The following is a 19,105-nucleotide window of genomic DNA, read 5'->3' on the forward strand; positions in this document are numbered from 1 at the left end:
TCGTGCGTGGATCCGTAGGGTCACTGAGATGAAGAGCTCAGGTGTTCCGGTGGAGCTGGTATTCGTTCATGGCGCTCTGGTCCGCGACGGGGAATGGTGGTGGCGGCGAGCAGCGGACCTGCTCCGGGAACGTACTGGGATCCAGAGCCGAGCCCTCGCGCTGCCGTCGTGCGCAGAGACCGCACCCGAGCAGGTCGCGGGCGGCCTCGTCGCCGACGCGGCGGCGCTGCGCCGTGAGCTCGACGACATGGACTCCGCGATCGTCGTCGGTCACTCCTACGGGGGCACCGTCATCGCCGAAGCCGGCCGGCACCCCGCGGTCTCGCACCTGCTCTACGTCTCGTCCTACCTGCCCGAGGTCGGGCAGTCGCAGGCCGCCATCATGAGCGGTGAGGACGACCCGGTGTCGATCGGCGACAACGGTGACGGCACGCTGAGCGTCTCCGGCTACGACGCTCCCTCGTTCGGAGCCCGGTTCCTGCAGGACGCGGACGACGCGACCCAGCGTCAGGCGTGGGAGCGGGTGGCCCCGCAGGCGGCCGGCGCGTTCGTGACGCCAACCAGTGCTGCCGGCTGGCGCGGAGTCGACTCGACGTACATCGTCTGCGGGAACGATCGCAGCACCTCGGTCGAGCTGCAACGCATCCACGCGGGTCGAGCGACGCGCTCCGTCGAGCTGCCGACCGGGCACCACCCGTTCGTCTCCCACCCCGACCTGGTGGTCGATCAGGTGCAGGCCTTGCTGGAGCAGGCACCCCACCCCTCGTGAAAGCCCGTGACCTGCGCGGGCGCATCACCACCCGGCGTCAGAGCCTCTGCTCGTGCCGGACGGGCCGCAGCCGCGCGGGCGCCGTCGTCGCCTCCGGGTACTCGCAGGTGAACGTCCCGTCGTAGCCGAAGAGGAACCCGAACAACCGGTTGCGGACCTCGAGGTCGATGCGGAAGACGCCGGCATCGTCGTCGTAGCTCTCGCGCAGCGTCGCCCGGCCGGAGAAGAGCATCGGGAAGCGGAAGCCGAGCGGACCCTCGTAGAAGCGCTGCGCGCCGGAGCGCAGGAGCAGCGACCCGTCCGGCTCGACCCGCAGGTCCAGGTCGACGGCGAGGTGCTGGTGCGTGCCGAGGTAGTCCACGATGACGCCCCGGCCGGGGTCCAGGACCATCGTCGCGTCGAAGCGGCTCGGGCGCCGCTTGCCCGGGACCCAGTACTCCCGGACGAACGTGACGGTCTCGCGACCGTGGGGGTCGCGGTAGGGGTAGTTCTCGACGGTGAAGGGCACCTCGTCGCCGACGTCCGCGACGAGGATGTTGCGCAGGCGGCCGATCTGCAGGAACGGCACCGTCCACCACGGACCGCGACGGATCCGGCGCATCACGCCCCGGCCCACGCAGGCGTACCCGCCGTCGGTCGACACCCCGAAGCGACGCCGGAGTTGGGGGTGCAGCCGGTCGAACTCCGTGCCCAGCGCGCGGCGGAAGATGCTCTCGGACGGCGTCTCGGTCACGGTGCCTCCAGGGTGTCGAGCGCGGCCGGGGCGTCGTGCATCGGGTCGCGGCCCGGGCGCCGGGTGACGCAGCGGGACGCCCGGGGCCGGTCCCGCCGCCAGAACGCCAGGACGGAGACGAGGGGCCACCGCTCGGGCGGCGTGCCCGTCTCGGCCCAGATCCGCAGGCGGTCGAAGCTCCACGCCGTCATCCACAGCACGACGGGGCGCAGCACCCGGTCCGCGGCGCGGCCGAAGCCCGGCGTGTAGTCGTAGCCGGTGACGAACCGGGTACCGCCGTCGACCGGGACGTACCGCCAGTAGCCGCGCCCGTCCCGCAGCGGCGAGGTGCGGTCGTCGGTGTCGAAGCGCAGCGCGGACGTGCAGGTGCCGTCCGGGCCTTGGCGTTCGCCCAGGGAGGTGCCGGTGCCGCGGATCGTGTGCGGGCCGACCGCCCGCTCGTAGCGGAACCGCGTGCCGCCGCCGGGCAGTTCGCCGACGGGGACGATCCGGCTGAACCGCAGGTCCCAGCGCACGTGCTGCTCCGGGTCCTGGGTCAGCTCCCAGAGCCGGTCCGTCGTCGTGCGGACGACGGTCTCCACGTACAGCGCGCGCACGCGCTCAGACCGTGATGGCGGTCAGCGGCATGGACGAGTCGACGCCGATGTCGAGGTCCGACGGCGCCACCCCGGCCCGCACGACGGCGGAGCCCAGCGCCGCGATCATCGCCCCGTTGTCGGTGCAGTAGCGGATCGGCGGGATGCGCAGGTCGATCCCGGCGGCCGCACACCGCTCCGCCGCCATCTCGCGCAGCTGGCTGTTCGCGGAGAAACCGCCGCCGATCACCAGGGTGTCCACGTCGTGCGCACGGCAGGCCGCGATCGTCTTGGCGGTGAGCACGTCGACGACGGCCGCCGCGAAGGAGGCCGCGACGTCGGCCACCGGCACCTCGCGCCCCTCGTCCTGGCAGGTCTCGACCCACCGGGCCACCGCCGTCTTGAGCCCGGAGAAGCTGAAGTCGTAGGCGTGCTTCGCCTGGTCCTTGCGCGCGGTGAGCCCGCGCGGGAACCGGATCGCCTCGGGGTCGCCCTCGCGGGCGAGCCGGTCGATGTGCGGGCCGCCCGGGTAGGGCAGGCCGAGCAGGCGGCCGACCTTGTCGAAGGCCTCCCCGGCCGCGTCGTCGAGCGTGGACCCGAGCTCGGTGACGTCGGTGGCGATGTCGTCGACGAGGAGCAGCGAGCTGTGTCCGCCGGAGACGACCAGCGCCATCGAGCGCCCGGTGAACGGGCCGTCGACGAGCTGGTTGACCGCGGCGTGGCCGATGACGTGGTTGACGCCGTACAACGGCTTGGCGAGTCCGATGGACAGCGCCTTGGCGGCGCTCGCGCCGATGGTCAGCGGGCCGACCAGGCCGGGGCCGGCGGTCACGGCGACGGCGTCGACCTCGGACAGGTCGACGTCGGCCTCGGCGAGCGCGCGGCGGATCGTCGGGACCATCGCCTCGAGGTGGGCGCGGCTGGCGACCTCCGGGATGATGCCGCCGTAGCGGGCGTGCTCGTCCATCGAGCTGGCGACGGCGTCGAACAGCAGCGTGTCCCCGCGCACCAGCGCGACCCCCGTCTCGTCGCAGGAGGTCTCGATCCCGAGCACCAGGGGCTCGCCACCGGTCTGGTCAGTCATGGCACCCATGATCGCATCGCGCGCGGGGCGGGCTCGGCGGGCTCGGGCCGGTCGGTCCAGCGACGTGTCGGACGTCACCGCCGTTCCAGGAATCATGCGAACGCATGGAAATGTTGGGCCGGGCATGACCGACACCGTTCTGGAGACCGCGCCGCTCGCCATCGACGAGGCCGCGGCAGACCTGCTCTTCCGCGACGCCCGCACCACCTCGCAGTGGACCGACGCCGAGGTGCCCGACGCTCAGCTCGAGGCGGCCTGGGATCTCGCCAAGCTGGGCCCGACGGCGATGAACTCCCTGCCGCTGCGCCTGCTGGTGGTCCGCTCCGGTGAGGCCAAGCAGCGTCTGGTCACGCACATGGCCGACGGCAACAAGGCGAAGGTCGACGCGGCGCCCGTGTCCCTCGTCCTGGCCTCCGACCCCGCGTTCCACGAGCACCTCGACGAGCTCTTCCCCGTGTACCCCGGCATCCGCGAGCAGCTCGCGCCCGCCGTCGATGCCCGTGAGCAGATGGCCCGCACCAACGCCCTGATCCAGGCGGGCTACCTCATCGTCGCGCTGCGTTCCGTGGGCCTCGCGGCCGGCCCGATGAACGGCATGGACTTCGCCGGTGTCGACGCCGAGTTCTTCGCCGACTCCGGCTGGAAGTCGTTCATGGTGGTCAACGTCGGTGTGGCCGACGGCGAGGGGTCGCCGTACCCGCGGAACCCGCGCCTCGCTTTCGAGCAGGTCGCCGAGATCCTCTGACCCACCTCCCGTGCGTTGTGGGCGCGATTTCTGGGCGAAATTTCTGCCTCAAAAGGGCATATCGGGCCAGAAATCGCGCCCACAACGCTCAGGGGTCGGTGGCGACGGGGCGGGCCGGGTCGTTCGACCACTGGGACCACGACCCGGGGTACAGCGCGGCGCTGACACCCACCGAGGCCAGCGCGGCGACCTCGTGCGCCGCCGTCACGCCGGACCCGCAGTAGACACCCACCGGCCGGTCCGCCGTCGCGCCCAGCGCCGCGAACCGCTCCGCCAGCTCGGACCCCGGCCGGAACGTCCCGTCCTCGGCCAGGTTCTCGACCGTGGGGGCCGAGACGGCTCCCGGGACGTGACCCGCACGCGGGTCCACCGGCTCGACCTCGCCGCGAAACCGCTCGCCCGCCCGCGCGTCGAGCAGCACACCGTCCGCCGCGAGCTCCGCGGCGTCGCCGGCGTCCAGCACGGGCATCCCGCCGGGGTGCACGACGACGTCGCCCCGCTCGCGCTCGACGGATCCCGCCTCGAGCGGGTGGCCGGCCCGCACCCAGGCCGCCAGCCCGCCGTCGAGGATCCGCACCCGCGGATGCCCGAACCAGCGCAGCAGCCACCAGGCACGCGCGGCAGACGTGCCGCCCACGGCGTCGTACACGACGACCCGCGAGCCCGTGCTGATCCCCCAGCTCCGCGCCGCCTCCTGGAAGGCGGTCGCCGACGGCAGCGGGTGGCGCCCCTCGGCGGCCGACGGCGGCGCCGCCAGGCCGGTCTCCAGGTCGACGAACACCGCGCCCGGCAGGTGGCCCGCCTCGTACTGCTCGCGGCCGTCGGCCCGCCCGAGCTCCCAGCGCACGTCGAGCAGGACGGGGGCACCCCCGGCCGGGTCCTCCAGACCGCCGAGCTGCAGGTCCGCGGCGAGCGTGGCGGCGTCCACCAGCACCTCGTGGCGGGGACCGCCCGCCCACTCGCTCACGCGGCGTCCCCGGGCGCCGTCGTGCCCGCCTCCGGCACGGCGAGGTCCATCCGCATCGTGTACGCGTCCGTGTTCTCGGGCTGGTAGTAGCGCTTGCGCACGCCGAGACGCTCGAACCCGAACTGCTCGTAGAGGGCGATCGCGTGGGCGTTGTCCACCGCGACCTCCAGGAACACCGCCCGCGCACGCAGCACGCGGGACCGGTCGACGAGGGCCTCCAGCAGCAGCCGGCCCACCCCCCGGCTCTGGTACTTCCGGGCGGTCCCCAGGGTCATCACCTGGGCCACCTCGCCGTCGAACCACAGGCCCGCGTACCCGACCACGGGTCGCCGCCCGACGCCGTACCGCTCGGCCGCGTCGGCGGGCTCGGCCACGACGTACCACCGGCCGAGGCCGGCCAGCTCGTCGGCGAGCATCCCGTAGGTCCACGCTCCCGCGCCGAAGAGCTCGCGCTCCAGCTCCAGCACGCGGTCGAAGTCGGCGCTCTCCAGGGGTCGCAGCCGCACCTCCAGCGGGTTCTCCGTCACGCCGCACCACCCTTGGCGGGCAGCGCACGCTTGGCCCCGGCCGGCTCCTGCACGTCGGGGCGGCGCAGGTACAGCGGCTCGGTCGGCAGCTCCTCGCCGGCTGCCCGCCGCGCGAGGGCGACCCGCGCCAGCACTGTCGCGTCCGGGACCAGCGGGGCGTCGTCGTCGGGCGGCAGGTCCTCGGAGTAGAGCGCCGCGCCCTCGCCGACGACCGCCAGATGAGCACCTGCCTCGGCCGGGGCGTCGAGCTGCGCCGCGGCCACCTCGGCCGCCTTCCGGACCTCCGGGCCGTGCAGCGTCTCCAGGACGGGGACCCCGTGCGGGCCCTCATGCGCGACGACGCGGTAGCGCGCCCAGTAGACCTCCTTGCGGCGGGCGTCGGTCGCGGCGAGGACCTCGTCCCCCGGCCGCAGGCCGAGGTCCGCCACGGCCTGCACCGCGAGGGCGTCGATGCTGGGCACGCCGAGCACGTCGATGTCGAGGCTGAGCGCCAGCGTGCGGGCGGTCACCAGACCGACGCGCAGGCCGGTGAAGGGAGCCGGCCCGGTGCCGCCGACGACGGCGGTCAGGTCGGTGCGCTCCAGGTCCGCCTCGGCCAGGACCTCGGCGATCAGCGGGGCGAGCGACTCGGCGTGCCGGCGGCGCTCCGTGGCGGTGCGCGCGGCGAGGCGAGCGCCGTCGTCGTCCACGAGTGCGACGGCCACGGCCGCGGAGGTGTCGAGAGCGAGAACTGCCACGGCCCCAGCCTACGGCGCACCCCCGCTACGTATTGCCGACGTCGGCAATACGGGTCGAGATCGGCGGTGCGGACTGCCGATCTGGCTACGGATTGCCGACGTCGGCAATACGGGCGAGGTCGACGTCCGCCCAGCGCGCGCCGACACCACGGAGCACCGCGTGCCGCGTGCCGGCCCCCGGGTCCGCGTCCGGGTCGGTGTCCAGATCGGCGCCGACCCCGCCCCGGGGCCGCGCGAGTTCGATCTCGAGCCGCTCGTCGGTGAGCGCCTCCGCCAGCCCGCGGCCCCACTCGACGACGGTCACCGACTCCTCGAGCGACGAGTCCAGGTCGAGCGCGTCGAGCTCGGACAGTCCGCCGAGGCGGTAGGCGTCCACGTGCACCAGGGCGGGGCCGGGGCCGCCGTCAGGCCCCGTCGACCCCGGCAGGGGCGGGTGCTCGCGCGCCACGATGAACGTGGGCGAGGCGACCTGCCCGCGCACGCCCAGTGCCGCGCCGAGCCCTTGGGTCAGCGTGGTCTTGCCCGCGCCGAGGTCACCGGTGAGGATCACCAGGTCCCCCGCGCGCAGCACGGCGGCCAGCGCCGCGCCGAGCGCGCGGGTGGTCGCGGCGTCCGGCAGGTCGGTCTCGGTCTGCACGACGGCGTCGCTCACTGGAGCACGTCTCCTTCTGACACGTACACCCGTGGCACGCGCGCGCCCAGGCGGGTGACGATCTCGTAGCTGATGGTGCCCGCGGCGTCCGCCCAGTCCTGCGCGTTGGGGACGTCGGCGTGCGCCACGCCGTCCGACGAGCCGAACAGCGTCACCACGTCCCCGGCGTGCTCGCCGGCTCCGGGGCCCAGGTCCAGCACGAACTGGTCCATGCACACACGCCCGGCCACCCGGAGCACGCGAGCGCCCGGCCCTTGCCCGACGGCGACGGGCCCGCCCGGCCCGGCGGACCCGCCCGAGGCATGCCGCGGCACGCCGTCGCCGTAGCCGACCGGCACGAGTCCGACGGTGGTGTCCTGCGACGTGGTGTACAGGTGTCCGTACGAGACGCCCTCCCCCGCGGCGACCTGCTTGACGTTCGCCAGCCGGGACCGGAACGTCATCGCCGGCCGGAGCCCGTAGTCGCCCGGCACGCCGAGCGCAGGGCTGGGTGCGAACCCGTACACGGAGATGCCCGTCCGCACCAGGTCGTAGTGCAGCTCGGGCAGGGTGATCGTCGCCGCCGAGTTGGCCAGGTGGCGCACCTCGGGCCGCAGGCCGGCCGCGCCGGTCACCTCCAGCGCCGCCTCGAACGCGGCGGCCTGCCGCGCGATCGAGGGGTGCCCCGGCTCGTCGGCGCACGCCAGGTGCGAGAAGACCCCGACGACGCGCAGCTCGCCAGAGGCCTCGAAGGCCGCCGCACGGCGCGCCACGTCGGGCAGGTCCCCGGCCGCCACGCCCCCGCGGGACAGGCCGGTGTCCACCTTGAGGTGCACGCGTGCCGGCACCCCGGCAGCACGCGCCCCGGCGACCACCTCGTCGAGCGCCCAGGGTGCCGCGACCGTCACGTCGACGTCCGCCCGGAGCAGGTCGGCGAACGCCGCGCCCGGGGTCAGCAGCCAGACCAGCACGCGCGCTTCGCCAGGGCCGACCGCCGCTCGGAGCGCCAGCGCTTCCGCGACCGTCGCCACTCCCAGCCAGGTCGCTCCTCCCGCGAGCGCCGCGCGGGCCGCGGGCACCAGGCCGTGCCCGTACCCGTCCGCCTTGACGACGGCCATGAGGTCCGACGACGGCGCGTGGCCGCGCAGGGCGCGCACGTTGCCGCTGATCGCGTCGAGGTCGACGGTCGCCTGGGCCGGTGTGCCGTCGTCGAGTGCGGGGAGGTTCACGGTCAGTGATTCTCTCACTGCCCGCGCGTCGCGGCGTCGATGAGAAGGGTGGCGGCGGCGTCCGCGCGCGCTCGGTCGCCGGTCACGAAGACGTCGAGCGCGAGGCCTTTGAGGCCTGAGACGAGCAGGGTCGCGCGGGCGGCCGCGTCGCTGTGCCCGACGTCGAGCGCACGGGCCAGCGCGTCGGTGACTGGTTCGATCCAGCCGCGGTGCGCGGTGGCGGCGACGTGCGCGTACTTCGTGGGCTGGTGCAGGGCGAGGGCCATCGCCTCGAGCATGAGGCGCACCCGGGGCGCCTGCTGCCCGTCGCCGGTCATCTGGGCCCACAGGTGGTGCGCCAGCGCACCGGGGGTCAGGTCCGGGGAGGCAGCGAGCTGCCCGTCGATCGAGGGTTTGCCGCGGTCGAGCATCTGGGCGATCAGCTCGTCCTTGGTGCCGAAGTAGTGGACCAGCATGCGGTCGGAGGTGCCGATCGCCCGGGCGAGGGGCCGCAGCGACAGGGTGGCAAGCCCGTGGGTGGCGGCGTGGTCGAAGGCCGCAGCGAGGAGCTCGTCGCGGCGCGTCTCGTCACGAGGTCGGATCACGCTTGCCAATGTAGCAGTCGCTACGGTTATGATCCGGTCATGAATGAAGCAGTCGCTACAGAAACGGGGTCGGGCGCATGAACCGCACCGACCTCGGAGGCACCCGGGCCCTGATCACCGGAGGCACCAGCGGCTACGGCCGCGCCCTGGCCGACCGGCTCGCCGCCCGCGGGGCGCGCGTCATGGTCGTCGGCCGGGACCCTGGCCGGCTCGACGCCGCACGGCGCGCCGGGCACACCGCAGTCCGGGCCGACCTGACCGTCCCGGACGACCGGCACGCCGCCGTCGCCCAGGCGTGCGACCAGCTCGGCGGTCTGGACCTGCTCGTACAGAGCGCCGCGGTGCAGACCGAGGTCGACCTGATCACCTACGCACCGCGCACCACCGTCCAGAAGCTCCAGGACGAGGTCGTCGCCGACCTCGTCGCGCCGATCGCCTTCACGGTCGAAGCGCTGCCCCTGCTGCGGCACGGCAGCCCGGCCCGCGTCGCGTTCGTCACGAGCACGCTCGGGTTCGCCCCCAAGCGCAGCGCCCCGGCGTACTGCGCGGCGAAGGCCGGCCTCGTCGCCTTCGCGCTCTCGTTGCGCCGCCAGCTGCACCACGAGGCGCCCACCGTGCGGTCGACGATCATCACGCTGCCCCTGGTCGACACGCCGATGACGGCCGGCCGCGCCCAGGGGGCGATGTCCTCCGCCGACGCCGCCCGCGGGACGGTCCGCGCCCTGGAACGCGGCCGCGACGACATCGACATCGGCATCGCCGGACCGTTCCGCCTCCTGCACCGGATGGCCCCGGGTGCGGCCGGGCGGATCACCCGGGACGCGTGACCCGCCGTCGGTCCGGACGCCCGTCCGGGGGCCACCCGGCGAGGGGGGGGGCGCGCGCCCGCGCCCCCCGCGGCGCCGGGGGGGGGGGGGGGGGCGCCGCGGGGCCGGCCGCCCGTCGGGGGGCCCCCCGGCGCGCGCGCGCCGCGAGACGCGCTCGCGGCGCTCGCCGGTGAGGGGGTCGTCGAACGTCAGCGACCGCGCCAGGAGCTGCAGGGGACGCGCCGGGTCGTCGGGCGCGTCCGCGCGCAGCACGGGCCAGAACGGGTCGTGCAGCAGCGGCAGGCCGAGCGAGGCCATGTGCAGCCGGAGCTGGTGGGTCCTGCCGGTGTGCGGCTCGAGCCGGTACAGCCCGAGCCCGCGCTCGTCGTCGCGGGCGACCAGGTCGATCCAGGACTCGGCGTTCGGCTCGCCGGGCACCTCCTCGGCCCGCACCACCCCGCGGCGCTTGACGATGCGCGACCGCACCGTCCGCGGGAAGCCGGTACCGCCGTCGTCGCCGGTGGTTGCGGCCGGCGGCAGCGGCGCGACGGCCTCGTAGACCTTGGCCACGCGGCGCTCCTGGAAGACGAGCTGGTAAGGGCCGCGTACCTCCGGACGCAGGGTGAGCACGAGCACACCGGCCGTGGGCCGGTCGAGGCGGTGCGCGGGCACGAGGTCGGGCAGGTCGAGCGTGCGGCGCAGGTGGGTCAGCACCGTCCGGGTGACCCAGCGGCCGCGCGGCATCGTCGCCACGAGGTGCGGCTTGTCCACCACGAGCAGGTTCTCGTCGCGGTGCAGCACCTCGATGTCGGCCAGGCCGGGCACCTCCGGCTCCACCGACGGCGGGTCGCGGTACAGGTAGAGGAAGCCGCGCGGCACGTAGGGCGTGCTCGCGGTGACGGCCGTGCCGTCGCCCGTGACGACCTCGCCGGCCGCGACCTTCTCGCGCAGGCGGACGGCGTCGTCGGGAAACCTGGCGAGGAGGTAGCCGAGCGCCGTGCGGTGGCGCGCGGTCGTGGCGGCGTCGTGCGGCAGGACCAGGCGCGTCGGGTTGAGCCCGTCCCGCACCGGCAGCGGCGGGACGTGCCGGCGAGGTCCGGGTCGCGGCGGCGGGGAGGCCGGCCGGGACGAGGGCGCGTGAGACATGTGGTCATTCTCGCGCGCGGGCGGCCCGGGCCTGGTGACGCCGGCGCCGGCAGGCGAGGATGGGCGCATGAGCCTCTACGACATCCCCTTCGATCGCATGGACGGCACGTCCGCCACCCTCGCGGAGCACCGCGACGAGGTGGTCATGGTGGTCAACGTCGCCTCGCGCTGCGGCCTGACGCCCCAGTACGACACGTTGGAGGCCCTGCAGCGCAAGTACGCGGACCGCGGTTTCACCGTGGTCGGGTTCCCGAGCAACCAGTTCCTCCAGGAGCTGTCCACGGACGAGAAGATCGCGGAGTTCTGCTCCACGACGTACGGCGTGACCTTCCCGGTGGTCTCGAAGGTCAAGGTCAACGGCAAGAACGCCCACCCGCTGTACGCGGAGCTGACCAGGACGCCGGACGCGGGCGGGCACGACGGACGCATCCGGTGGAACTTCGAGAAGTTCCTCGTGCTGCCCGGCGGCGAGGTGCGGCGCTACTCCCCCACGACGGTCCCCGACGACCCGGCGATCATCGAGGCGATCGAGACCCACCTGCCGCGGTAGCACCGCGTTCACCACCCGCTGACGTCGGCTGCCAGGAGCACCCCGGCCCCGCCGGCGAAGGTGACGCCGTGGAAGGCCGCCGCCCGAGCGACCTCCCGGAACCCCCAGCGCTCGTGCAGGGCGACAGAGGCCGCGTTACGGGCGTTGACCACGTAGAACGCCCGGTCCGCTCGCTCGGCGATCCAGGCGATCCGCGCCTCGTGAGCGCCGTCGCGACCCGGCGCCGCCGCCAGGACGGGACCACCGTCACCCCGCCGAGGTAGTGCCCAGCGGGTGCTTCGCCGTCGGACCGCGGGTGCAGGTGGGTCTTGGCCCACCCGGCGATCTCGCCATCCGTCGCGCCGTCCGCCACCGCGACGACCACGTACCGGCGGCTGTCGAGGATCGCCGCACGGATCCCGTCGAGGAGCAGCGCCTGCCCCGCCCCGTCCTGGACCCGTTCGACCGCCGCGAGATCGTCCACGGTGGCGGCACGGACCGTCACCGCGGCCGGCGTCCCGTGCCGGCGCGGCGCGAACTCTGCGAAGGCTCCCATGGCGAGGCCACCGTAACGCTACGCCTGCGCGACCAGCTCCGCGACGGTGGCCGGCAGCGCCTCGGCGACGTCGAGCGCCGCGACGGGGCCGCCCGGGTTCGCCCGCCGGGCCGCGTGCCCGTGCACGAGTGCGGCGGCGGCCGCGATATCGGCCGCGAGCGCCGGCCGCTCGACCACGTCGGCCGAGCGCGCCGCGAGCATCGCGCCCAGCAACCCGGCCAGGACGTCCCCGGCGCCGGCCGTGGACAGCCACGCGGGCGCGTCGGCCTGGGCGAAGGCACCGCCCGGCCCGACGACGACGGTCACGCCGCCCTTGAGCAGCACCGTCGCGCCGGTGAGCTCGTGCGCCCGGCGCGCCCATCGCAGCGGTGCCGCCTCGACGTCGCGCCGGTCGGCGCGCTCCCCGTACCGCTGCAGCAGCGTCGCCAGCTCGCCCGCGTGCGGCGTCAGCACGAACCACGGGGGGCACGGGGGCTCCAGCAGGTCCAGCCCGCCGGCGTCGACCACGGCGGGCACGGCCCCGTGCGCCCCGGTGTCTCCGCGGGCCTCGGCGAGCCCGCCACGGCTCCGGTCGCGCTGCCCCTCGTCGTCCGTCGGCAGGCCGGGACCCACCACCCACGACTGCACCCGCCCGTGCGCGACCACGACCTCGGGGCGCACCGCCAGCACGGCGTGGCCCACGGCCTCGGGCCCGCGGTAGCGCACCATCCCGGCGCCCGCGCGCACCGCCGCCGACGCCGCGAGCACGGCGGCGCCCGGGTAGGTCGGCGTCCCGGCGACCAGGCCGACGACGCCGCGGGTGTACTTGTGGTCCGCCGGCCCGGGCACCGGCCACGCTCCGCCGACGTCGCGGGCGTCGAGCTGACGCAGTGCCGGAGCGCTCCGCGTCCCCTCGAAGGTCAGGCCGATGTCGACGACGGTGAGCTCTCCGACCGTCCGGGCCGCGGGCGGCAGCAGCAGGCCGGGCTTCGCAGCCCCGAAGGTGACCGTGCGACCGGCCGGGAGCACCGGGCCGTCGACCGTGCCGTCGTCGGCCCCGATGCCCGACGGGAGGTCGACGGCGACGATCCACGGTGCCGGTGCGCCGCCCAGGGCGTCGGTGACCGCGGTGACGAGATCCGCGGCCGCTCCACGGAGCGCCCCGCGGGCGCCGATCCCGACCAGGCCGTCGAGCACGACGTCGCCGCTCACCGCGCCGGCGGCCACGGCGGCGGTCCGGGACGGGTCGGCGAACAGCTCGACGACGTGACCCCCTGCCGAGCGCAGGGCGACCAGGCCCCCCGCGTGCGTCCGCTCGGAGACCAGCACCGCCGTGACCCCCACGCCCCGGCGGGCCAGCACGGCACCGGCGTGCAACGCGTCGCCCCCGTTGTTCCCGGCCCCCACGAGCAGCGCGACCCGAGCGCCACGCGCGTGCCGCCGTCGGGCACGCAGGTCGGCCAGCACCTGCATCGCGAGCGCGAAGGCGGCCCGCTCCATGAGCGGCACCCCGGCCTCCAGCAGGGGCGCCTCAGCGGCGCGGACGTCTGCCGTGCTCCATGCCTCGATCATGGTTCGAACATACGCGGCACGGCCGGACCGCATAGGCTCGGGGCCATGCGATTCGGACTCTTCATCCCGCAAGGCTGGCGCATGTCCCTCACCGACATCCCGCCCGCGCAGCACTGGGAGACGATGCTCTCCCTGCTTCACTACGCGGACAACGCGGCCGCTGGTGAGGCCGTGCCGGGCGGCGAGTTCGCGTGGGAGTCGGTGTGGGTCTACGACCACTTCCACACCGTCCCCGTGCCGAGCGACGAGGCGACGCACGAGGCGTGGTCGCTCATGGCCGCGTTCGCCGCGGCGTCCCAGCGCGTGCGTCTCGGCCAGATGTGCACCTGCATGGCCTACCGCAACCCGGCGTACCTGGCGAAGGTCGCGTCCACCGTGGACACCATCTCGGGCGGGCGCACCGAGATGGGGATCGGCGCGGGCTGGTACGAGCACGAGTGGCGCGCCTACGGCTACGGGTTCCCCCGCGCCGGCGACCGGTTGCGCGCCCTGGACGAGGGCGTGCAGATCATGGAGCGCATGTGGCGCACCGGCTCCTCGGGCACGTTCGAGGGCCAGCACTTCCAGGCCGACGGCGCGCTGTGCTACCCGCAGCCCTTGCAGCAGCTGCCCGTGGGCACCTCGAACGGCTCAGGCGGGGCCGACCTTGTCCCTTCCATCCCCCTGTGGATCGCCGGTGGCGGGGAGAAGAAGACGCTGCGCATCGCCGCCCAGCACGCGCAGTACACGAACTTCTCCGGCACACCCGAGGAGTTCCAGCACAAGTCGCAGGTCCTGGAGCAGCACTGCCGCGACGTCGGCCGGGACTTCGCCGAGATCACCCGCTCGGCGAACTACAACGTGGTCATCGGCGAGAACCAGGCCGAGATCGACGACAAGCTCGCCTGGATCGACGCCCACTTCGCCAAGTACGCCCCGGGCGAGCCGGGGCACCGCGAGAGCTCGCTGTGGCGCCACGGGCTCATGGTCGGCACCCCGGAGCAGATCGTGGAGAAACTCACGGAGATGAAGGCGCTGGGCATGACCTACGCGATCACGTACTTCGCGAACGCGGCGGGCGACCGGGACCAGATCGAGCTGTTCCAGCGCCAGGTCATCCCCGCGCTGCAGGACTGACGCGTCCGGCACTCCCCGCCGCGCACCCCGGGTGCCATTTTGCCGACGTCGGTAGTCCGTGTCGAGATCGGTCGTCCGCACTGCCGATCTCGACACGGACTACCGACGTCGGCAAAAGGGACGGCTCCGGTCAGCCCTCGGCGACCACCATGGCCGACGAGATCCCCGCGTCGTGCGAGATCGACAGGTGCCAGTGCCGCACGCCCAGCTCGTCGGCCCGCGCCTGCACCGTGCCCCGCAGCTCGACCTCCGGAGGCCCGCCGACGACGCGGTGCACCGTGGCGTCGTGCCACTGCAGGGTGCCGGGCGCGCCCAGCGCCTTGGCGATCGCCTCCTTCGCGGCGAACCGCGCCGCCAGGGACGACGCCGGAAGGTCCCGCTCCGCCTCGGTGAAGAGCTTCTCGCGCAGGCGCGGCGTGCGCTCCAGCGTCGCCATGAACCGTGCGACGTCGACGACGTCGATCCCCACCCCGATGATCATCGGCGCACCCCGTCCTCGTCCTGGGGCTCCACGAGGTGGCGGAACCGGAACCACTTGCGCTCGAGCTCGGACTCGAGATCGACGTCGAACCTCCGGGCGACCAGCAACAGCTGCGCGAGGACGTCAGCGAGCTCGGCCCGGAACGCCCCGCCGACATCCGTGCCGTCGCCACGGTCGCGGGAGCGGCCCGACGCCGCCAGATAGGCCTGGGTCAGCTCGCCGACCTCCTCGTGCAGCTTGAGCACGAGCCAGTCGTCCGTGCGTGGCACACCGAACCGGCGCTCGTAGACCCGCGAGATGATCTCGACCTCGTCGGCCAGGCCGGCCAACGTCGTCGGACCGGACGCCGGTCCGTCCTGCTCGTCATCCATGAGGTCGATCATGCCCTCTCGACGTGGCACGATGCCTCCTTCGTCGGCCTCCACCCTCCGCGACGCCTCCGGGTCACTCGATTCCTGGTCGAGTGCCCCTGCAGCTCAGCTCCAGGCGGATGCCTCCTCCGTCGGCCTCCACCCTCCGCGACGCCTCCGGGTCACTCGACGGTGACGGACTTGGCCAGGTTGCGCGGCTGGTCGACGTCGAGCCCCTTGGCGGTCGCGAGCGCCATCGCGAAGATCTGCAGCGGGACGACGGCGAGCAGCGGCTGCAGCAGCGTCGGGGCCTTCGGGATCCAGAAGACCTCGTCGGCGTACTTGCGCACCTCGTCGTCGCCGTCCTCCGCGATGACGAGCGTGCGGGCGCCGCGCGCCCGGATCTCCTGGATGTTGGAGACCACCTTGGAGTGCAGCTGGTCGCGGCCCCGCGGCGACGGGACGACGACGAAGACGGGCTGGCCCGCGTCGATGAGCGCGATGGGACCGTGCTTGAGCTCTCCGGCGGCGAACCCCTCGGCATGGATGTACGCGAGCTCCTTGAGCTTCAGCGCACCCTCCATCGCCACCGGGTAGCCGACGTGGCGACCGAGGAACAGCACCTTGTCCGCGTCGGCCATGGACCGCGCCGTCGCCCGCACGTACTCGCCGCGCTCGATGACGGTCTGCACCTTGCGGGACATGTCCCGCAGCTCGTCGAAGGTGGCGGCGATCTCGTCGGGGAACTTGTTCCCGCGCAGCTGGGCCAGGTACAGGCCGAGCACGTAGGCCGCCGTGATCTGCGCGAGGAAGGCCTTGGTGGAGGCGACGGCGATCTCGGGCCCGGCGTGCGTGTAGAGCACCGCGTCCGACTCGCGCGGGATCGTCGAGCCGTTGGTGTTGACGACGGCGATCACCTTGGCACCCTGCTCACGGGCGTGGCGCACCGCCATCAGCGTGTCCATCGTCTCGCCGGACTGCGAGATCGCGACGACGAGGGTCCCGGCGTCCACGATCGGGTCGCGGTAGCGGAACTCGTGCGCCAGCTCGACCTCCACCGGGATCCGGCACCAGTGCTCGATGGCGTACTTCGCCACGTGCCCGGCATAGGCGGCCGTGCCGCAGGCCACGACGATGATCTTGTCGACGGCGCGCAGCAGGGACTCGTCGATCCGCAGGTCGTCCAGGACGATCCGCCCGGCGGAGTCGGTCCGGCCCAGGAGCGTGTCGGCCACCGCGTGCGGCTGGTCGTGGATCTCCTTGTCCATGAAGGACTCGAAGCCGCCCTTCTCGGCGGCGGCGGCGTCCCAGTCCACGGTGAACCGCTTGCCCTCGGCCGGCGCACCGTCGAAGTCGGTCACCTGGACCGCCGTCGGCGTGATGGTCACGACCTGGTCCTGGCCGAGCTCCAGGGCCTCCTTGGTCTGCGCGACGAACGCCGCGACGTCGGACCCGAGGAAGTTCTCCCCCTCCCCGAGGCCGACCACCAGCGGCGAGTCGTGCCGCGCGCCGACGACGGTGTCGGGCACGTCGGCGTGCACGGCCAGCAGCGTGAACGTGCCGCGCAGGCGGCGGGCGGTGGCGGCCATCGCGGCGGTCAGGTCGCCGGCGGCGCGGTACTCGCGAGCCAGGAGCTGCGCGGCGACCTCGGTGTCCGTCTGCGAGAGGAAGGTCGCACCCTCGGCGGAGAGGAGCTCGTGCAGCTCGGCGAAGTTCTCGATGATGCCGTTGTGGATGACGGCGAGCTTCCCGCCGTCGGCCAGGTGCGGGTGGGCGTTGCCGTCGGTCGGCCCGCCGTGCGTCGCCCACCGGGTGTGCCCGACGGCGGCGGTGGCGGCGGGGAGCGGACGTTCGGCGAGCTCTGCCAGGAGGTTGGCCAGCTTGCCGGCCCTCTTGGCCGAGACGACGGTCTGCGAGCCCGGTCCGACGAGCGCCACGCCCGCGGAGTCGTACCCGCGGTACTCGAGGCGCCGCAGGCCTTCGAGCACCACCTCCAGCGGGCGGTCCGACGCCCCGTCCTCGACGGTCGAGGCCTGCCCTGCGAGAGTTTCCGCGGGCCCGAGCCCTGCGTATCCGACGATGCCACACATGCGCGGGAGTCTACCCAGTGCATCGGGTCCGCCCGTGCACGGCCCACCGCGTTTGCGTCGCCGGTGGGTGCCTCGGGCAGAATCGACCAGTGACCTCCTCGTCCGCGACGTCCCCTGCCGGCAACGGTGATCCGACGTCGCTCCCTCCGCTGTCGGAGCATCTTCCCCGGCTGGCCCCGGCCTCCCCCTACGTCGACTTCGACCGGGCGGCATGGAGCGGGCTGTCGGAACAGACGCCGCTGCCCCTGACCGACGAGGACGTGGCGCGCCTGCGGGGCCTCGGCGACCCCATCGACCTCGCGGAGGTCGACGCCGTCTACCGCCCGTTGTCGCGCCTGCTCAACCTGTACGTCACCGCGACGGCCGGCCTGCACCGCGCCACGTCGACGTTCCTCGGCGAGGAGCCGCCCCGCACGCCGTACGTCATCGGTGTCGCCGGGTCGGTCGCGGTCGGCAAGTCGACGACGGCGCGTGTGCTGCGGGAGATGATGGCCCGTTGGCCGGAGACCCCGAACGTCGAGCTCATCACCACCGACGGGTTCCTCTACCCCAACGCCGAGCTGGAGCGACGGGGCCTGCTCGACCGCAAGGGGTTCCCCGAGTCGTACGACCGCCGCGCCCTCATCCGCTTCCTGTCGCGCGTCAAGGCCGGCCACGCGGAGGTGTACGCCCCGGTGTACTCGCACGTGGTCTACGACATCGTCCCGGGCGAGGAGGCCGTGGTGCACCGCCCGGACGTCCTCATCGTCGAGGGCCTCAACGTGCTCCAGCCGGCGCGCTCCCTCTCGGCGACGGAGCCGACGGTGGCGGTGAGCGACTTCTTCGACTTCTCGATCTACGTCGACGCCCGGACCCGGAACATCCGCCAGTGGTACGTGGACCGGTTCCTCAAGCTGCGCCGGACGGCGTTCAGCCGCCCGGAGTCCTACTTCCGCCGCTACGCCGACCTGTCCGACGCCGAGGCCACCGAGCGCGCGCTGAGCATCTGGGAGTCGATCAACGCCCCGAACCTCGAGCAGAACGTGCTGCCCACCCGCGGCCGGGCCACGCTCGTGATGACCAAGGGGTCGGACCACTCGGTCCAGCGGGTGCGGCTACGCAAGCTCTGAGGGCTCCTCGACAAGCGCTGAGGGCTCCTCGGCGCCGGGTACCGCCACCGGGACCTGGCTGCGCATCTCCTCCAGGACCTCCTCGCGCGGGGTGAACGCCTGCACCACGCGGTCGACGACCAGCCCCAGCAACCCGCCGCCGACGACACCCACCGCCATCGCCAGCAGCGGGTCGTGGCCCAGCACCTCGGCCGCCGCGAACCCGATCAGCGTCGAGTAGCCCGCCCACAGCACCGCAGCGACGCCGGAGAACGTCATGAAGCGCCGTTGCGGGTAGCCGAGCGCTCCGGCTGTCATGTTGACCGCCACCCGGCCCACCGGGATGTAGCGGGCGGCGATGATGAAGACGGCGCCGCGGCGGGCCAGCGCCCGGCGCGCCCAGGACACCGTCTTGCGCCCCCGCGCGCTACGCATCGCGAGGAGCCGTTCGGTGCCGTAGCGCCGCCCGAAGAGATAGGCGACCTGGTCACCCAGCCACGCTCCGACGGCCGCGACGGGGATGATGAGCCACAGCCACGGCACCCCGGTGGCCTGGGCGGAGATCACGAGGGTGACGAGCACGGACTCGCTGGGGACAGGCGGGAAGAACCCGTCGATGAAGGCCGACGCGAACATGGCGGGATAGATCCAGACGGACGCGGCGATCTCGAGGATCCAGGCCTCCACCTGGTCCAGCAGCATGGTCATTCCCGGCACGAGGCCCCTCGTTCGTCAGCCGGCCTGGCCGGCGGCGGCGTCAGCACCATCCGGTGCGACGGACACCAGCGTAGGGCTCGTCCGAGGCGCGGGA

At 73.8% G+C, this 19,105-nt stretch carries 21 protein-coding genes and 1 pseudogene; 6 read left to right on the forward strand and 16 right to left on the reverse strand.

The window, feature by feature from the left end; translation table 11 throughout:
- The first annotated feature begins 28 nt into the window (after positions 1-28).
- Positions 29-769, forward strand: coding sequence for an alpha/beta hydrolase (locus tag ACH5HR_RS13330; RefSeq protein WP_416478290.1), 741 nt, complete (start codon positions 29-31; stop codon positions 767-769).
- Positions 770-806: 37 nt separating this feature from the next.
- Here the strand turns inward: ACH5HR_RS13330 and ACH5HR_RS13335 are convergent, their stop codons facing one another.
- From ACH5HR_RS13335 to tsaD, 3 genes are read right to left on the reverse strand one after another with little or no spacing between them, the layout of a single operon-like run.
- Positions 807-1,502, reverse strand: a complete 696-nt coding sequence (locus ACH5HR_RS13335; protein WP_402372386.1) for a DUF4166 domain-containing protein — start codon at positions 1,500-1,502, stop codon at positions 807-809.
- Positions 1,499-2,098: an SRPBCC family protein gene (locus ACH5HR_RS13340; protein ID WP_402372388.1), complete on the reverse strand. Its 600-nt coding sequence runs from the start codon at positions 2,096-2,098 to the stop codon at positions 1,499-1,501. Before ACH5HR_RS13340 ends, ACH5HR_RS13335 begins: the two co-directional genes overlap by 4 nt.
- A 4-nt stretch (positions 2,099-2,102) precedes the next feature.
- Positions 2,103-3,161, reverse strand: a complete 1,059-nt coding sequence (gene tsaD / locus ACH5HR_RS13345; protein ID WP_402372391.1) for a tRNA (adenosine(37)-N6)-threonylcarbamoyltransferase complex transferase subunit TsaD — start codon at positions 3,159-3,161, stop codon at positions 2,103-2,105.
- Positions 3,162-3,285: 124 nt separating this feature from the next.
- Here tsaD and ACH5HR_RS13350 point away from each other — a divergent pair, with 124 nt between their 5' ends.
- Positions 3,286-3,906, forward strand: a complete 621-nt coding sequence (locus ACH5HR_RS13350) for a malonic semialdehyde reductase (protein ID WP_416478292.1) — start codon at positions 3,286-3,288, stop codon at positions 3,904-3,906.
- A gap of 88 nt (positions 3,907-3,994) precedes the next feature.
- Here the strand turns inward: ACH5HR_RS13350 and ACH5HR_RS13355 are convergent, their stop codons facing one another.
- The 6 genes from ACH5HR_RS13355 to ACH5HR_RS13380 all read right to left on the reverse strand — a co-directional run bounded on the left by ACH5HR_RS13355 (position 3,995) and on the right by ACH5HR_RS13380 (position 8,581).
- The gene (locus tag ACH5HR_RS13355; RefSeq protein ID WP_416478293.1) at positions 3,995-4,873 is read right to left on the reverse strand and encodes a sulfurtransferase; all 879 of its coding nucleotides are present in this window, start codon (positions 4,871-4,873) and stop codon (positions 3,995-3,997) included.
- A complete protein-coding gene (rimI, locus tag ACH5HR_RS13360) occupies positions 4,870-5,400 on the reverse strand; it encodes a ribosomal protein S18-alanine N-acetyltransferase (RefSeq protein ID WP_402372398.1) in 531 nt (176 codons plus the stop codon). Before rimI ends, ACH5HR_RS13355 begins: the two co-directional genes overlap by 4 nt.
- The gene (gene tsaB / locus ACH5HR_RS13365; protein ID WP_416478295.1) at positions 5,397-6,137 is read right to left on the reverse strand and encodes a tRNA (adenosine(37)-N6)-threonylcarbamoyltransferase complex dimerization subunit type 1 TsaB; all 741 of its coding nucleotides are present in this window, start codon (positions 6,135-6,137) and stop codon (positions 5,397-5,399) included. The genes rimI and tsaB overlap by 4 nt, the downstream gene beginning before the upstream one ends.
- Before the next feature lie 85 nt (positions 6,138-6,222).
- On the reverse strand, positions 6,223-6,789 hold the full coding sequence (tsaE, locus tag ACH5HR_RS13370) for a tRNA (adenosine(37)-N6)-threonylcarbamoyltransferase complex ATPase subunit type 1 TsaE (protein ID WP_402372402.1): 567 nt from the start codon (positions 6,787-6,789) through the stop codon (positions 6,223-6,225).
- Positions 6,786-7,997 carry an alanine racemase gene (alr, locus tag ACH5HR_RS13375; RefSeq protein WP_416478297.1) on the reverse strand — a complete coding sequence of 404 codons (1,212 nt, stop codon included), beginning with the start codon at positions 7,995-7,997 and terminating at the stop codon, positions 6,786-6,788. Before alr ends, tsaE begins: the two co-directional genes overlap by 4 nt.
- A gap of 14 nt (positions 7,998-8,011) precedes the next feature.
- Positions 8,012-8,581 carry a TetR/AcrR family transcriptional regulator gene (locus tag ACH5HR_RS13380; protein WP_416478298.1) on the reverse strand — a complete coding sequence of 190 codons (570 nt, stop codon included), beginning with the start codon at positions 8,579-8,581 and terminating at the stop codon, positions 8,012-8,014.
- Positions 8,582-8,658: 77 nt separating this feature from the next.
- Here ACH5HR_RS13380 and ACH5HR_RS13385 point away from each other — a divergent pair, with 77 nt between their 5' ends.
- Positions 8,659-9,408 (forward strand): SDR family NAD(P)-dependent oxidoreductase, encoded by a 750-nt coding sequence (locus ACH5HR_RS13385; RefSeq protein ID WP_402372409.1) that lies wholly within the window; start codon positions 8,659-8,661, stop codon positions 9,406-9,408.
- Positions 9,409-9,708: 300 nt separating this feature from the next.
- Here the strand turns inward: ACH5HR_RS13385 and ACH5HR_RS13390 are convergent.
- Positions 9,709-10,602: pseudogene (locus ACH5HR_RS13390) on the reverse strand (pseudouridine synthase); the annotation flags it as partial.
- Here ACH5HR_RS13390 and ACH5HR_RS13395 point away from each other — a divergent pair.
- Positions 10,601-11,083, forward strand: coding sequence for a glutathione peroxidase (locus ACH5HR_RS13395; RefSeq protein WP_402372413.1), 483 nt, complete (start codon positions 10,601-10,603; stop codon positions 11,081-11,083). The pseudogene ACH5HR_RS13390 and the gene ACH5HR_RS13395 sit on opposite strands and share 2 nt — an antisense overlap.
- 8 nt (positions 11,084-11,091) lie before the next feature.
- Here ACH5HR_RS13395 and ACH5HR_RS13400 read toward each other — a convergent pair whose 3' ends face one another.
- Positions 11,092-11,400 carry a hypothetical protein gene (locus ACH5HR_RS13400; RefSeq protein ID WP_416478301.1) on the reverse strand — a complete coding sequence of 103 codons (309 nt, stop codon included), beginning with the start codon at positions 11,398-11,400 and terminating at the stop codon, positions 11,092-11,094.
- Between the two features lie 236 nt (positions 11,401-11,636).
- Entirely contained in the window at positions 11,637-13,169 is a 1,533-nt protein-coding gene (locus tag ACH5HR_RS13405; protein WP_416478302.1) for an NAD(P)H-hydrate epimerase, read from the reverse strand.
- A gap of 45 nt (positions 13,170-13,214) precedes the next feature.
- Here ACH5HR_RS13405 and ACH5HR_RS13410 point away from each other — a divergent pair, with 45 nt between their 5' ends.
- On the forward strand, positions 13,215-14,285 hold the full coding sequence (locus ACH5HR_RS13410) for an LLM class F420-dependent oxidoreductase (protein ID WP_416478303.1): 1,071 nt from the start codon (positions 13,215-13,217) through the stop codon (positions 14,283-14,285).
- A 130-nt stretch (positions 14,286-14,415) separates the two neighbouring features.
- Here the strand turns inward: ACH5HR_RS13410 and ACH5HR_RS13415 are convergent, their stop codons facing one another.
- From ACH5HR_RS13415 to glmS, 3 genes are all read right to left on the reverse strand, one after another.
- Positions 14,416-14,766: a holo-ACP synthase gene (locus ACH5HR_RS13415; RefSeq protein ID WP_402372423.1), complete on the reverse strand. Its 351-nt coding sequence runs from the start codon at positions 14,764-14,766 to the stop codon at positions 14,416-14,418.
- The gene (locus ACH5HR_RS13420) at positions 14,763-15,167 is read right to left on the reverse strand and encodes a nucleoside triphosphate pyrophosphohydrolase family protein (RefSeq protein WP_416478305.1); all 405 of its coding nucleotides are present in this window, start codon (positions 15,165-15,167) and stop codon (positions 14,763-14,765) included. The genes ACH5HR_RS13415 and ACH5HR_RS13420 overlap by 4 nt, the downstream gene beginning before the upstream one ends.
- 131 nt (positions 15,168-15,298) lie before the next feature.
- A complete protein-coding gene (glmS, locus tag ACH5HR_RS13425) occupies positions 15,299-17,206 on the reverse strand; it encodes a glutamine--fructose-6-phosphate transaminase (isomerizing) (RefSeq protein ID WP_416478307.1) in 1,908 nt (635 codons plus the stop codon).
- Positions 17,207-17,355: 149 nt separating this feature from the next.
- On the opposite strand from glmS, the gene coaA reads away from it, so the two are divergent.
- The gene (coaA, locus tag ACH5HR_RS13430; RefSeq protein WP_402372930.1) at positions 17,356-18,315 is read left to right on the forward strand and encodes a type I pantothenate kinase; all 960 of its coding nucleotides are present in this window, start codon (positions 17,356-17,358) and stop codon (positions 18,313-18,315) included.
- Here coaA and ACH5HR_RS13435 read toward each other — a convergent pair.
- Positions 18,301-19,002: a DedA family protein gene (locus ACH5HR_RS13435; protein WP_402372932.1), complete on the reverse strand. Its 702-nt coding sequence runs from the start codon at positions 19,000-19,002 to the stop codon at positions 18,301-18,303. The two genes, coaA and ACH5HR_RS13435, sit on opposite strands and share 15 nt — an antisense overlap.
- Between the last annotated feature and the right edge of the window lie 103 nt (positions 19,003-19,105).

The sequence above is a fragment of the Isoptericola maris genome, assembly GCF_048065335.1.
In the GTDB taxonomy this organism is placed as follows: Bacteria; Actinomycetota; Actinomycetes; order Actinomycetales; family Cellulomonadaceae; genus Isoptericola; species Isoptericola rhizosphaerae.